The organism is Pseudomonas wenzhouensis, assembly GCF_021029445.1.
Taxonomy (GTDB): Bacteria; Pseudomonadota; Gammaproteobacteria; order Pseudomonadales; family Pseudomonadaceae; genus Aquipseudomonas; species Aquipseudomonas wenzhouensis.
In genome coordinates this window covers 173,271-186,847 of the sequence record NZ_CP072610.1, presented here as the reverse complement: position 1 = coordinate 186,847, position 13,577 = coordinate 173,271, and the positions used below count along the sequence as shown (strand labels likewise).

Genomic DNA, 13,577 nt, shown 5'->3' with positions numbered 1-13,577 from the left:
CGCTGACGTCCATCGCAGGTCCGCTCACGCAGAATCGGATTCGGCTGGCGCCAGGCGTGATACCCAGGGCGCACATGAACAAAACCCCCACAGGCTCGCGCCGCATGGGGGTTTCCTTCTTTTGATCCGGCACTTGTGGCACCGGGAGCCTGAGTCCGCTCGGGCGAACCTAACCCGCGTCGGCCGCAGGGGTGCTCAGCTCACAGCTCCAGAGTTCCAACGCCGGCTGGCTCGCTTTTGGCGGGCCGAGCCAGTCGCTCATCGGGCGACAACGCTGGTCAATACACAGTTGGTAATCCCCGGCTTCGGGCGTACGCCCGACTCGCAGGGGTTGCAAAGGCGGTAGCTGACGCTGGTAGTGCCAGCTGCCATTGCGCAGTTCGGCGCCGTCGGGAATCTCCATGCCGGCACCGGAACCCTTGACCCGCGCCTCACCGAGCAGCAGCCCCTCGGTGGTGACGCGGTAATCCTCTTCCCAGCGAACCTTTTCGATGCTGTGCGTCCAGGCCAGGGTGAAGGCCGGCGTGGGCAGCTCTGCCCACACCGCACCGGCCAAGCCCAGACACAGGCCGATCACGCTGTCGCGACCTCGGCGCGGCGAGCGCGCCAGAAGTGCTGAGCGATGAAGATGGCGCTGAGGGCAAAGCCGATTTCGTCACTGATCGGCGTGGCCAGGATCAGGCTGGCGCCAGCAGCGAAACCGAGAATGCGCTCCCACCAGCTCAGTTTGGCCTGCAGGAAGCCGGTGAACACCGCACCCCAGATGCCGATGGCCAGCAACGCCTTGAGACCGACGTAGACGGTTGCCAGCAGACTATCACCCTGCAGCATCAGCGCCGGCGAATACACCGCCATGTAGGGCACGACGAAACCGGCCACGGCGATACGCACGGCCCAGAAACTGATCTTCAGCCCGCGCTCCTTGGCAATCGGCGCGGCAGCGAAGCAGGCCAGTGCCACCGGTGGGGTGAGGTCGGCCATGATGCCGAAGTAGAAGACGAACATGTGCGAGACGATCAGCGGTACACCCAGTTCCAGCAGGGCCGGCGCAGCGATCGAGCTGGTGATGATGTAGTTGGGGATGGTCGGAATACCCATGCCCAGCACCAGGCAGGTGAGCATGGTCAGCACCAGCGACAGGAACAGGTTGTCCTGGCCAATGGCGAGGATGTAGCCGGCGAAGGTGGAGGCCACCCCGGTCAGCGACACCACACCGATGATCACGCCGACCAAGGCGCAGGCGATACCGACCGGCACCGCATGACGCGCACCTTCGACCAGCGCATGCAGGCACAGGGTCAGGGTTTCACGGCCACCCTTGACGAACCAGCAGATCGCCACCAGCGCGGCGATAACGCCAAACACCACGCCGATACCGAGCTGGAAGAAGCCGGCACAGAGTACGCCCAGGGCAATCCAGAAGGCGAAGCGCATGGCCTTCGACGACACCCGCAGGATGATCGCCGAGCCGAGGATGACCATGGCGGTCAGCGCCAGGCCGACAGTACCGGAGAACAATGGCGTGCGGCCAGAGAACAGCAGGTAGATAAGGATGAACAGCGGGATCAGCAGGAACCAGCGCTCACGCACGGCTTTCCACGGATTCGGGCATTCGTCCTTGGGCAGGCCGCGCAGGTTGGCACGCTTGGCCTCCAGGTGAACCATCCAGAATACCGAGCCGAAGTAGAGCAGCGCCGGGATCAGCGCGGCCTTGGCCACCTCGAAGAAGGGTACGTTGATGGTCTCGGCCATGATGAAGGCCACGGCGCCCATGATCGGCGGCATGATCTGGCTGCCCATCGACGAGGTCGCCTCGACGCCACCGGCGAAGGCCGGCTTGTAGCCGAAGCGCTTCATCAGCGGGATGGTGAACTGCCCGGTGGTAACCACGTTGGCCACGCCGGAGCCGGTGATGGTGCCCATCAGTGCCGAGGACACCACCGACACCTTGGCCGGGCCGCCGACCTTGTGGCCGAACAGGCCCATGGCGAAGTCGGTGAACAGCTTGATCATCCCGGCCTGCTCGAGGAAGGCACCAAACAGGATGAACAGGAAGATGTAGGTGGCCGAGACGTAGGTCGGCGTGCCGTACAGGCCTTCGGTGCCGAACGACAGCTGGTTGACGATCTGGTCGAGGCCGTAGCCGCGATGCATCAGATCACCCGGCAGATACTGGCCGAAAAGGCCATAAACGAGGAAGCAGGCACAGATGATCGGCAGGGCGATCCCCATGACCCGGCGCGCGGCTTCGAATACCAGCACGATCAGGGTCAGGCCGACGATCATGTCGCCAGTGGTCAGGTCACCGGAACGCTGAATCAGGTCCGCCTCGAAGTACCACTGGTAGATGGCCGTGGCCATGCCAGCCAGGCCCAGCAGCCAGGCCAGCGGTTGCCACGGACGCCCCTTGCCGAGGGCCGGGAAGCTGATGAACACCAGCAACAGCAGAAAGCCGACGTGTACCGCACGCAACACCTGAGTGGATACCGGATGGAAAGCGGCAGTAACGATCTGGAAGATGGAGAACAGCAGCGCAACGGCAAAAAGCGCCTTCGGCCAGTCAGACGGGCTGGCCGCCAGGCCGTTGTTTTGTTCACTCATGGAGTGCACACCTCATGACTACTTCGATTGCGGTGACAGAGTCGCCAACAAAACCCACCGCCAGCGGGCGACGGTTTTATTCGCGCTTCTGTGAGAGCCGGACCGCGACGGACTCGTCGCGGCCCGTGTCGTAATTACAGTGCGCCGGCTTCCTTGTAGAAGCGCTCGGCACCCGGGTGTAGCGGAATCGGCAGGTTCTTGGTAGCGCTTTCCAGCTTGATGTCCTTGGCCGCAGAGTGAGCGGTGCCCAGGCGGTCAAGGTTGTCGAACATCAGCTTGGTCATCTGGTAGGCCACTTCGTCGGAGACGCCCTCGTGAGTGACCAGAATGTTGTTGATCGCCACGGTGGGCACATCGGCGTCCTGACCATCATAGGTACCGGCCGGGATGGTGGCAGCCTCGTAGGCAGCGTTGTCGATCTTCGCGGTCACTTCGGCCGGAATGGCGACGAAGCTGATCTTCATGGTCGAAGCCAGATCACGAATGGCCGCCATGCCCAGACCGGAGGACTGCAGAGTGGCGTCCAGCTGACGGTTCTTGATCAGCTCGACCGACTCGGCATAGGGCAGGAACTCGACCTTGCCCATGTCCTGGTAGCTCAGGCCAGCGGCTTCGAAGATGGCGCGGGCGTTCAGCTCGGTGCCGGACTTCGGCGCGCCGACGGAGATGCGCTTGCCCTTGAGGTCTTCCAGAGTCTTGATACCGGATTCGGCGTTGGCGACGATCTGGATGTAGTTCGGGTAGGTGCCGGCAATGGCGCGGATCTTCTTCAGCGGCGTCTTGAAACCAGCGTCTTCGACACCGTTCCAGGCATCACCGACCGAGTCACCGAGGGCGAACGCCAGCTCGCCACGACCGGCCTGCAGCAGGTTGAGGTTCTCTACCGAGGCCTTGGTCGCCTGCACCGAGGTCTTGGAGCCTTCGATACCGTTGCTGTACAGCTGTGACAGGGCTACGCCAATCGGGTAGTAAACACCGCTGGTGCCGCCGGTAAGGACGTTGATGAAAGTCGGTGCGGCGAGCACGGCGGTGCTGGCAGTGATGGCCGCAGCAGCGGCAAACAGGCTGATTTTCTTGGTCAGACGCATGGAAGTATCTCCGTCGTTGTTATGGCTTTATGCAGAGTTTCACTTTAGACGACGCTACAAGGGCGACGTCGGCGTTACGCGATCAGCCGCGCAGGGCGCGACACAGGACAAGAGCCGCGACAGACGCGGTGGGGAGACGGCCCATGCACGGCAACGAGTGCGGCATGGCGCGAGGGACATGGCTGTTCATGGGCTGACCTCTTGTCATTGTTATGGTCGCCGCGTCGGCAAGGTGCTGCGCGGCTATATCTGCCGTAGCAGATGCCGTGCCAGAGCTGAAAAGCCCGAGATAGAGGGGGTTTATCCAGAGATCGCGCGGTCACTGAGCGGTAAACCGCCTACATCCGTGACAGAGTCGGCAAAAATCCGCTTATTGAGGTACGCACCCTGTAGGAGTCGCGCCTCGCGGCGAATTGCAGCCATCGCGAAATAGCAAAAGCTTCGCCCTGGGGCGGGGCTCCCACAGGTCAAGCCGGCTACCACACCGGCAGGCGGTACGTCATTCCTCTCCACCCGGCAGATAATCACCGCGCGTCAGGCCATGGCGCTGCATCTTCTCATTGAGGGTGCGACGCGGTAGCTGCAGCATCTCCATCACCGCCGTGATGTTGCCCTGACAGTGCAGCAGGGCGTTGTGCAGGCATTGCGCCTCGAAGGCCTCCATCTGCTGTGCCAGTGCCTGGCCGGCGAAGCGCTCGGCCGGCGGCGGGCTGGACAGCCCCAGGGCATGACGCTCAGCGGCGTTGATCAACTCGCGGACGTTGCCCGGCCAGTCATGCCCGAGCAGACGCGCCAGCTCGCTCGGCGCCAGCGGTGGCGCTTCGCGGCCATGACGCAGCGCCGCCTCATGCGCGAAGTGCTCGAACAACAGCGGGATATCCTCGCGGCGTTCGCGCAGCGGTGGAATGTGCAGGGTGGCGACGTTCAGGCGATACACCAGATCCTCGCGGAAACGTCCGGCCTTCACTTCATCGAGCAGATCCGGCTTGGCCGCGCTGATCACCCGTAGATCGACCTGAATGCTCTTATTCGAGCCGAGCCGTTCCAGGGTTTTTTCCTGCAGCACGCGCAGCAGTTTGACCTGCTGCGCCAGCGGCATGCTTTCCACCTCGTCGAGGAACAGGGTGCCGCCGTCGGCATGCTCGATGCGGCCGATACGTCGCGCCTGGGCACCGGTAAAGGCGCCGCTCTCGTGACCGAACAGCTCGCTTTCGAAGATGCTCTCGGGAATCGCCGCGCAGTTGAGCGCGGCAAAGGCCTTGCTCGCGCGCGAACTGAAGTCGTGCAGGCAGCGCGCGACGCGCTCCTTGCCGCTGCCGGTCTCCCCCCGGATCAGAACGTTGACCGAAGTACCGGCCAATTCGAGGATCTGCCGGCGCAGGTTTTCCATCGGCCGGGAAATACCGATCAACTGACTCTCGATACGCCCCTTGTCAGCCACCTGCTGGCGTAGCTGGCGGTTCTCACAGACCAGGCGGCGCTTGTCCAGGGCACGGCGCACGCTGTCGAGCAGGCGCTCGGGGGTGAAGGGTTTCTCGATGAAGTCATAGGCGCCCTGACGCAGTGCCTGCACGGCCATGGGCACATCGCCATGCCCCGTGACCAGGATCACCGGCAGGTCGGTATCGATCTGCAACAGCTTGTCGAGCAATTGCAGGCCATCAGTACCGGGCATGCGCACATCGCTGACGACGATGCCGGGGAAGTCACGGTCGACCAGGGCCAGGGCTTCGGCTGCACTGGCGCAGCTGCGCACCTCGAAACCGGACAGCTCCAGCCACTGCTGCACCGCTTCGCGAATCGCCGCTTCGTCGTCGACCACTATGACCTGAGCGCTCATGCCACCTCCTCTCGAGAACAGGCCGCAGTGTAGCCCGGATGAAATCCGCAGAGGCAACCCGCAGCCTAAGGATGAGAACCCGTAGGAGCGGCTTTAGCCGCGATGGCCGAGCCTGCAAACCCTGGTCGTAGATACTGTTATCTGGCGCAAGCGACATGGAGTTCGGGGTCGAACTTTCGTCCGGACTTCAGCACGCCAAAGGCCACATGCACGAGTTTGCGCATCATGGCACCGATGATGACTTTGGCTGGCTTGCCGTTACCGGCAAGCCGGTCACGATAGCGACGCCCCCAGTCGGTTCTGTACAGAGCCACCATCGCGGGCATGTACAGCGCACTGCGCAGCCGTGAGTGACCGACCTTGGACATCCGCGGCTTGCCCCTGACGCTGCTGCCAGACTCATACGCACGCACGCTCAAGCCGGCAAAGGCAACGAATTGGCGCGCCTTGTCGAAGCGTTCTCCTCCCAGGCCGTAGGCCAATAGAACGGATAAGGTGCGTTCCCCAAGACCAGGGATGGAGATCAGCAGCTCACGCTTGCCTCGTAACGTCGGGTCATCATCAAGCGTCTGGGATATCTGCAGTTCAATACGCTTGATCTCTTCGTCGAGCCATTGCAGGTGCTTGTCCAGACTTTCACGCACCGAGTCACGGGCCGACTCGATCCGGTTCTTTTCCTCGGTGCGCATGGTCACTAGGCCTTGAAGGCGCAGTACCAGCGCTTTTAACCGCTGCTCCGAAAGTGATGGAGCAACCCAAAGGGCAGGTTGTCGTTGCCGACAATAATCAGCCAACGCCTTTGCATCGATTGCATCAGTCTTGCTACGCAGACCCAGCGATTGAGCATGGGCTTTGGCCAGGGCTGGATTGATGACACTGACGCGATGCCCCGCATTGGCCAGATGTACAGCCACTGCCTCCCAGTAGATGCCCGTAGCCTCCATACAGATGTGCACTGTTGCTTGGGCGTGCTGATCGATCCAAGCGCACAACCCGACAAACCCTTCGGGGTTATTGGCGAAGACCTTGTTCTTGAATTTTGCACCCAGCATCAGGGCGCAATCGATTTTCTTCTTGGATATGTCGATTCCCAGAGGGATGAAGTCAAAAGAGCTCATGGCTTGCGCGATCCACCTTGTGAATGCTGACTCACGGCTTGGCCGGGTCGAAGATACTGTCCGATCTCTGGCAAGTTAAAGCAGGCAAACCGGTGCGAAATCTACATCACGGCCTTGTCGCCAAGGGTGGATACGGCATCCGGGTGCCTTGTGCTCAAGAGCGACTTGAGCAAAAACAAAATACAAGGGTGGATGACGCTGTTTTCATCCACCAAGATTGGGGGCCATCGGTGGATGGGTGAAGCGTCATCTACCCTACGCCACGGTATCAAGGCGCGGCCGGCAGCCTCATGGTGAATACCGCACCCCGTTCACCGTTGTGCGCCTCCAGGCTACCGCCCAGATCACGCACGATACCGTAGGACACCGCCAACCCGAGCCCCAGACCCTGCCCCACCGGCTTGGTGGTAAAGAAGGGCTCGAACAGGCGAGCCAGGGTTTCCTCGGCGATGCCGCCGCCGCTGTCCTCGACGCTGAGCAGGCAACCATTGCCTGCCCGGGCGATACGCACCAGCAACATGCGCGAATCGCTCTCGGCCATGGCATCGAGGGCGTTGTGCAGCAGGTTGAGAATCACCTGTTCGATGCGAATGGCATCGCCAAGCACTTCGACCTGGTCATCGATCTCTGTACGCAGCTCCACCTGCTCGCTGCGCATGCGCGGCGCCAGCAGTTGCAGCGCCTGCTCCAGTACGTCACCCAGGCACAGGCGCTCACTGAGGCCGGCCGGTGTCTTGCGGGCGAAGGTCTTGAGGTGGCTGGTCAGCGCGGCCATGCGCTGCAGCAGGCCATCGATACGCTGCAAGCCATCACGTGCGGCTTCCGGGCGGCCGCTGTCGAGCAAAAGGCGCAGGCTGCCGAGCTGCATCTGCAGGGCGGTCAGCGGCTGGTTGATCTCATGCGCCAGGGCCGCCGACATTTGCCCCAGGGCCGCCATCTTGGCGGCATGCACCAGGCCATCCTGGGCTTCACGCAGTTCGGCAGTGCGCAGCGCCACCTCACGCTCCAGGCGTTCGCGGATGCCGGCCTGCAAGCGCTGGTTCTTGCGCCGCTGGAAGAGAAACAGCAACAGAAAGGCGAAGGTCATCCACACCCCGGCAGCCGCCAGACGGTAACTGCGCATACTGTCGGCCAGGCCCAGCGGCTCGCTGAGCAGGTGCAGGGTCCAGCCCTCCTCGGGCAGGTGCAGGCGCTGCCAGAGATAATCCGCTGTACCGTCAGGGCCGTCGAAACCGGCCCAGTCGGCATCATCATCGACATGCCGGTGTACCTGATGCGCCAGCGGCTGCAGCGCCTGCTCGGCATAGCGGCGCACCTCCACCAGCTCGTCCCGCGCCCGCTCGTCGAGCGGCTGCAGGGCGCGGAAACGCCAGGCCGGCTTGTTGCTGAGAATCACCACCTGATAGCTGTCGGCGACCAGCAGCACACCGGGTTGATCGACCCATTGGCGCTGCAGCTCTTCCAGCTCCAGCTTGACCACCAGCACGCCAAGCAGCTCGCCGTCATCATCGCGAACCACATGCGACAGGAAGTAACCGGGAATGCCGGTGGTCACGCCCACCGCGAAGTAACGCGCGCCGCCTTCACGAACCGCGTTCTGGAAGTACGGACGGAAGGCGTAGTTGTTGCCGACGAAGCTGCTCCAGTCGCGCCAGTTGCTGGCCACCAGGGTTTCACCACGGGCATCGAGCAGGTACAGCACGGTGGAGCCGGCCGCCGCATTGAGCCGTTCCAGCCGCTGGTTCAGGGCCAGGCGCAGTTGGCGATCCTGTGGTGCGCGCAGCAGGCTGCGGATGTCACTGTCCAGCGCCAGCACCTCGGGCACCGAACTGAAGCGCTCGACCAGGGTGCGAATGGACTGCGCGTACAATTGCAGTTGCCCACGCGCCTCGACGCTGCGCTCATCCCAGGCGCGTTCCTCGGCATAGCGGCCACCGAGCCAGAGACTCAGCAGCAAGCCGGCGACAATGGCCAGTACGGTCAGCAGAACGCGATAGCGGGGGCGCTGCGGCAGGGGCATGAGCGGCTCGACTGATAGAAGACGAGCTGCATCTTACTGCATCGGGCCAGCACTAACGGCGCCGCAGCATCGCCAGGAAAAACACCCCGCCGATGGCCGCGGTGACGATGCCGATGGGCAAATCCTGCGGCGCCAGCCAGGTGCGCGCAGCGACATCGACCCAGACCAGGAACAGCGCCCCCAGCAGCGCCGCCACCGGCAGCAGGCGGCGATGCTCGGCGCCGACCAGAAAGCGCGCCACGTGCGGCAGCATCAGCCCGACGAAGCCAATGGCGCCGGACAGCGAGACCAGCACCCCGGTGAGCAAGGACGCTACCACGAATACCACGAGGCGCACGCGGCGCGGCTCCAGGCCCAGGCTCACCGCACTCTGCTCGCCGGCCATCAGCGCGTTCAGCGCGCGGCCCAGGCCGAGCAACACGGCCAGCGCCAGCACCAGGCACAGCGCCGGCAGCCAGAGCAGTTCCCAGCGCGCCAGGCCCAGGCCGCCGAGCATCCAGAACAGCACCGAGCTGGCCGCATGCGGGTTGCCCAGGTACAGCAGCAGGTTGCTCGCCGCCATCATCACGAACGACACCGCCACCCCAGCCAGCAGCAGGCGGTCGCTCTCCAGGCGCCCGCCCCGACTGGCGATGGCCAGCACCAGCAGCATGCTCGCCAGGGCGCCGATGAAGGCCGCCAGCGGCAGGCTGAGCAACCCGGCGAACTCGCCCAGGTAGAGCACCACAATCACCGCACCGAAGGCCGCACCGGAGCTGACACCGAGCAGATGCGGATCAGCCAGCGGGTTGCGCGTTACCGCCTGCAGCGCCGAGCCCACCAGCGCCAGCCCGGCGCCGACCAGCGCACCGAGCAACACCCGTGGCGCGCGCAGTTGCCAGACGATGCTGGCCTGACCGACGCTGACTGGCACCTCGGGCGCGATACCGAACAGGTGCTGGCCGAGAATCGCCCATACCCGTTCGAGCGGCACCTGCGCCGCGCCGAAAGCCAGCGACAGCGCACAGGACAGCGCCAGCAGCACGCCCAGGCCAAGCAGCAACAGCCGAAAACGCGTCAAGGCGCAAAGACCTCGGGATGCAGCGCAGTAGCCAGGGTTTCGACGGCGGCGGCGTTGTCCAGGCTCGGCGTGACGGCCAGATAGGGCAGCACCACAAAGCGCTTTTCTCGTATCGCGGTCACGCCCTGCAACGCCGGGTGCTGCAACAGGAAGTCGCGCTTCTGCGCCGCCGTGCGCTCGCCGTAGTCGACGATCAGGATGACCTCGGGGTCTTGCTCGACCACCGCCTCCCAGCCCACCTTGATCCAGCTGCCGGCCACACCATCCATCACGTTGTGCCCGCCGGCCGCCTCGATCAGCGGCTGCGGCATGCCCAGGCGCCCGGCGCTGAAAGGCAGGTCTTCGCCGCTGTCGTAGACGAACATCCGCGGTCGAGCGGGCTGCTCGCCCAGGCGCGCCTGCACCGCCGCCACCCGCATCTGCATGCCCTGCACCAAAGCCTCGGCGCGCGCCTCGACGGCGAAGATGCGGCCCAGATTGCGCAGATCGTTGTAGACATCCTCGAGACTGGCGACGCGGCCCGGTATGACGTGGGCGCAGGACTCGCTCAGCTCGTATACCGGGATGCCGAAGCGCGCCAGGCTGGTCGGGGTGATCTCACCGCCGATGCGCATGCCGTAGTTCCAGCCGGCAAAAACGAAGTCGGCGCCGGCACCCAGCAGGTTTTCCAGCGACGGATAACGCGCGGCCAGTTCAGGCAGGCCATCGAGCTGCTCGCGCATGCTCGGATCGAGGGTCTTCCAACCGCTGATGCCGGTGTAGCCGACCATACGCTCGCGCAAGCCGAGGGCCAGAAGCATGGCGGTCATGTTGACGTCATGGCTGACCGCGCGCTGCGGCGGCTGGGCGACGCTCACCTGACGGTCGCAACTGGTGACGGTCACGGCCCAGACGGGGCTGACCAGCAGCAGCGTAGAGAGCACGAGCGTGTGTAGGAGCGGCTTCAGCCGCGAATGGCACAGAGTCATCAAACAATCCAGGTAATACGCGGATGCCCCGCCAGTGGATGGGTATCGACCAGCGCCTGCACGCCAAACACCTGCTGCAGCAGCTCGGCGGTCAGCACTTCGGCAGGCGTACCAACGGCCACCAGGCGGCCCTGGTCGAGCACGCAGAGACGGTCGCAAAAGGCCGCCGCCAGGTTCAGGTCATGGAAGCTGGCCAGCGTTGCCAGGCCCAGCGATTTGATCTGCCGCAGCAGTTCGAGCTGATAGCGCGGGTCGAGGTGGTTGGTCGGCTCGTCGAGGATCAGCAGTTGCGGCTGCTGCACCAGGGCGCGGGCGAGCAGGGCGCGCTGCTTCTCGCCGCCCGAGAGGCAGGCGAAGGGCTGCTGCGCCAGGTCGCTCAGGCCAACACGGGCCAGCGCCTGATCCACCAGGCGCTGGTCCTCAGCATCGTCGCCATCGAACAGGCCCTTGTGCGGCGTACGGCCCATGGCCGCCACCTCGTGCACGCGCAGGCCGAAGTCCTGCGGAAATTCCTGCAGCAGCACCGCCACGCGCTGCGCGCTCCAGCGCGGCGGGCGCTGCCACAGCGCCTCGCCGTCCAGTTCGACCTGGCCACTGCATGGTCGCTGGAAACGGTAGGCGCAGCGCAGCAGGCTGGTCTTGCCGCTGCCGTTGGGGCCGATCAGCCCCAGCAGCTCGCCGTCGCCGACGTCCAGGTCGATGCCGTCGAGCAGCGGACGCTGGCCATCGGGCGACCAGGCCAGCGCCTTGATACGCAAACGCGGGGTCATCAGAAGCTGTAATCCGCCGTGACGAAGAACGAACGCGGCGCGCCCAGGTACCACTGCTCGCCGTCGCCGCTGGCGCTGGTGGCGTACTGGCGGTCGAACAGGTTGTTCAGCTCAAGGCCCAGGCGCACATCCGGCAACACCTGCCAGGCGATGTTGGCGTCGACCACGGTGTAGCCGGGCACCTTAGCGGTATTGGCGTTATCGACATAACGCGCATCGACATAACGCGCGCCGATGCCGGCCTCCACGCCGCCACCGAGCGCCTTGTTCAGCCACAGGTTGGCGGTGCGCCGCGGCACGTCGGTCGGGCGATTGCCGCTGCGGTCGCCGCCGCCATCGATGAAGTCGTCATACTCGGCGCGCACCAGGGCGGCGTTGGCCGACACCTGCCAGCCCTGACCCAGCGCCAGTTCCAGGGTGGCCTCCAGGCCATCGGACGACTGCTGGCCGATCTGCTCGGTGGGCGAGGTCGGCGTTTCGCGGCTGAGCAGCTTCTTCTTGACGATGTGATAGGCCGCCAGCGACCACTCGCCCTGGCCATTCCAGAACATCTGCTTGAGGCCGATTTCGCTCTGCCTGGCTTCGCTAAGGTCGAACTGCTGCTGAGTCGGGTTGAGGGTCAGCAGGTTGCTCACGCCCTCGGTGCTGGTGGCGTACTGGCCGTACAGCGACAGTTCCGGGGTCAGGGTGAAGACCAGGCCGGCGCGCCAGTTGTCGCCGCTGAGGCTGCGGTCGGCGCTGCTGCCATCGATCAGGTTGTCGCGCTGCAGATGCACCTGGTCGCGGCGCACGCCGGTGACCAGCGACAGGCGCTCGGTCAGCTGGGTGCGGTTCTCGGCGAACAGCGAGAACTGCCGCGCCAGGTTGCGCTCGCGCGGGCCGTAGCCGAGCGGATCGGTACTCTGGTACTGCCCGCCGTCGGAGCCGGCCAGCGGCACGCTGTCGCTGAAACTGCTGGAAAAATCATGCTGGCGGGCGAAGTGGATGCGGTTGTAATCCACCCCGGCCACCGTGCGGCTGTCGAGGCCGAACAGGGTGTGATCGAGGGTGAAGGTCTGGCGGTCGCCGACCTGTTCCTGCGTGTGCTTGATCCGGTAAAACTCGCCGCGCTCGACCGTATCGCCCGGCTGCCAGCGATAGGCCTCGGCATTGCGCCAGTAGCGCTGGGTCTTGATGTAGTAGAGCTGGTTGCTGGCGCTGAGCGTGTCGTTGATGCGCCAGTCCGTCACCAGGCGGGTGATCTGGTCGTTGTAGCGGATATCCGCGTCGGCGACGTTGTAATTGCGCTCGCGGATGCTCTCGCGGTACTTGCCTGCCACCAGCGGCGTGCCGAGATAACGCATCGGGCTCTGATCGCCATGGTCGTGGGACAGGGTGAAGCTCAGGTCGTCATTGGCGTCCCAGCGCAGGGCGGCGCTGAGCGCCAGGCTATCCGAATCACCCCGGTCGACCCAGCCATTGCTGGCCTGCTGATTGATGTTGAAGCGGTAGCTCAGTTCGTCACTCAGCGAACCGCCGCTATCCAGCGCGGCCTGGCGGCGGTCATCGCTGCCATAGCCGAGGCGCAGCTGGTTGCGGATCTCGCCGGCGAAGGGCTTCTTCGGCACCACGTTGATCACCGCGCCGGTGGCGCCCTCGCCGTAGAGCACCGAGGCCGGGCCGCGCAGCACGTCGATACGCGCCACCGACCAGGTGTCCACCGGGAAGGTCACGGTGCCGGCGCCGACGTACTGGCGAGTACCGTCGTATAGCTGCATGGTCGCCGCATGGCCGGTGAAGCCGCGCGCCGACAGCGCGGTGCCGCCATTGCCGGGCGAGCCGATGCTGCTGATGCCCGGTGTGCGGGTCACGGCGTCCTGCACCGAGAGGTTGTTGCGCCCACGTACCTCGGCGCCGCTCAGGCTGCTGGTGCTGGCCGGGGTTTGCAGGGCCGACAGCTGCAGGCGCGAGCCGGACGTGGTGGGTGTATGCAGATCGCTCTCGCCTTCCTCGGCAGCGTGCGCCTGGACGGTGACGTCAGGCAGATCGACTGGAGAGGCGCTGGCCATGGCTGAAGCAGCCAATAGCAACGCGAACGATGCACAGGTTTGGAACAGGGGATAGCGCGCCATA

The 13,577-nt window shown here is 64.7% G+C and carries 10 protein-coding genes; all 10 read right to left on the bottom strand.

Annotated features, from left to right (window positions below; genetic code table 11):
* Positions 1-169: 169 nt before the first annotated feature.
* Positions 170-577 (bottom strand): DUF1850 domain-containing protein, encoded by a 408-nt coding sequence (locus J7655_RS00860; RefSeq protein WP_230926149.1) that lies wholly within the window; start codon positions 575-577, stop codon positions 170-172.
* On the bottom strand, positions 574-2,601 hold the full coding sequence (locus J7655_RS00855) for a TRAP transporter permease (protein ID WP_230926148.1): 2,028 nt from the start codon (positions 2,599-2,601) through the stop codon (positions 574-576). The genes J7655_RS00860 and J7655_RS00855 overlap by 4 nt, the downstream gene beginning before the upstream one ends.
* Before the next feature lie 134 nt (positions 2,602-2,735).
* Positions 2,736-3,689 (bottom strand): TAXI family TRAP transporter solute-binding subunit, encoded by a 954-nt coding sequence (locus J7655_RS00850; RefSeq protein ID WP_230926147.1) that lies wholly within the window; start codon positions 3,687-3,689, stop codon positions 2,736-2,738.
* A 499-nt stretch (positions 3,690-4,188) separates the two neighbouring features.
* The gene (locus tag J7655_RS00845; RefSeq protein ID WP_230926146.1) at positions 4,189-5,529 is read right to left on the bottom strand and encodes a sigma-54-dependent transcriptional regulator; all 1,341 of its coding nucleotides are present in this window, start codon (positions 5,527-5,529) and stop codon (positions 4,189-4,191) included.
* Positions 5,530-5,666: 137 nt separating this feature from the next.
* Positions 5,667-6,647: an IS110 family RNA-guided transposase gene (locus tag J7655_RS00840; RefSeq protein ID WP_230925834.1), complete on the bottom strand. Its 981-nt coding sequence runs from the start codon at positions 6,645-6,647 to the stop codon at positions 5,667-5,669.
* A 268-nt stretch (positions 6,648-6,915) separates the two neighbouring features.
* Complete coding sequence (locus tag J7655_RS00835; protein WP_230926145.1) at positions 6,916-8,667, bottom strand: sensor histidine kinase; 1,752 nt, start codon at positions 8,665-8,667, stop codon at positions 6,916-6,918.
* A gap of 52 nt (positions 8,668-8,719) precedes the next feature.
* Entirely contained in the window at positions 8,720-9,727 is a 1,008-nt protein-coding gene (locus tag J7655_RS00830) for a FecCD family ABC transporter permease (protein WP_230926144.1), read from the bottom strand.
* The gene (locus J7655_RS00825) at positions 9,724-10,695 is read right to left on the bottom strand and encodes an ABC transporter substrate-binding protein (RefSeq protein WP_230926143.1); all 972 of its coding nucleotides are present in this window, start codon (positions 10,693-10,695) and stop codon (positions 9,724-9,726) included. The genes J7655_RS00830 and J7655_RS00825 overlap by 4 nt, the downstream gene beginning before the upstream one ends.
* Positions 10,695-11,465, bottom strand: a complete 771-nt coding sequence (locus J7655_RS00820; protein WP_230926142.1) for an ABC transporter ATP-binding protein — start codon at positions 11,463-11,465, stop codon at positions 10,695-10,697. Before J7655_RS00820 ends, J7655_RS00825 begins: the two co-directional genes overlap by 1 nt.
* Positions 11,465-13,576: a TonB-dependent receptor gene (locus J7655_RS00815; RefSeq protein ID WP_230926141.1), complete on the bottom strand. Its 2,112-nt coding sequence runs from the start codon at positions 13,574-13,576 to the stop codon at positions 11,465-11,467. Before J7655_RS00815 ends, J7655_RS00820 begins: the two co-directional genes overlap by 1 nt.
* Between the last annotated feature and the right edge of the window lies 1 nt (position 13,577).